We start from the raw sequence: 821 nt of genomic DNA on the forward strand, positions 1-821 counted from the left end.
CGGCAGCGGGGTCGACGGCGTGTACGTCCACGCGCCACTCGGGTCGGCCGTCACGGTGGCGTCCGGCGTGCCGTCGCCGTTCGTGTCGATGTTGACCGTCGCACCCGCTTCGGCCGTACCCGACAGTGACGTACCGTCGGTCGCGTTCACTGTCGGAATCGCCGGAGCCGTCGTATCGATCGTCAGATCGAAGGCCGTGCTCGGAACACTCACGTTGCCGGCCGCATCCGTTGCGGTGACGGTCAGGCTGTGTGCGCCCTCTCCCAAACCCGTGGTCGGCGTGAACGTCCAGTTTCCGGACGGATCTGCCGTCGTCGTACCCAACAACGTCGTGCCGTCATACACGCTCACCGTGCTGCCCGCTTCCGCTGTGCCGCTCAATGTCGGCGTCGCGTCATCAGTACTGCCTCCGGAAATGATCGCACCAACAACAGAGCCTACGTCGTCCGTCACCGTACCGATGACCGGCGCACCCGGTGCCGTCGTGTCGCCCGTCACCGTTACCGATGCAGACGGGCCCGTATTGCCCGCCGCGTCGGTAGCCGTCACGCCAATCACCGTGCCGATCGGCAGCGGAGTCGATGGTGTGTACGTCCACGCGCCGCTCGGGTCGGCTGTTACGGTGGCGTCCGGCGTGCCGTCACCGTTCGTATCGATATTGACCGTTGCGCCCGCTTCGGCCGTGCCCGACAGTGACGTACCGTCGGTCGCGTTCACTGTCGGAATCGACGGAGCTGTCGTATCGATCGTCAGGTTGAAGGCCGTACTCGGAACACTCACATTGCCGGCCGTATCCGTTGCGGTGACGGTCAGGCTGTGCG

The 821-nt window shown here is 65.7% G+C and carries 1 protein-coding gene; it reads right to left on the bottom strand.

The annotated features are described in order from the left end of the window. Positions 1–821 (bottom strand): Ig-like domain-containing protein (locus tag H0X90_RS35310; protein WP_230878126.1); only part of this gene is annotated, 821 nt, incomplete at both ends.

The sequence above is a fragment of the Burkholderia sp. 9775_39 genome (assembly GCF_015712225.1).
In the GTDB taxonomy this organism is placed as follows: Bacteria; Pseudomonadota; Gammaproteobacteria; order Burkholderiales; family Burkholderiaceae; genus Burkholderia; species Burkholderia cenocepacia.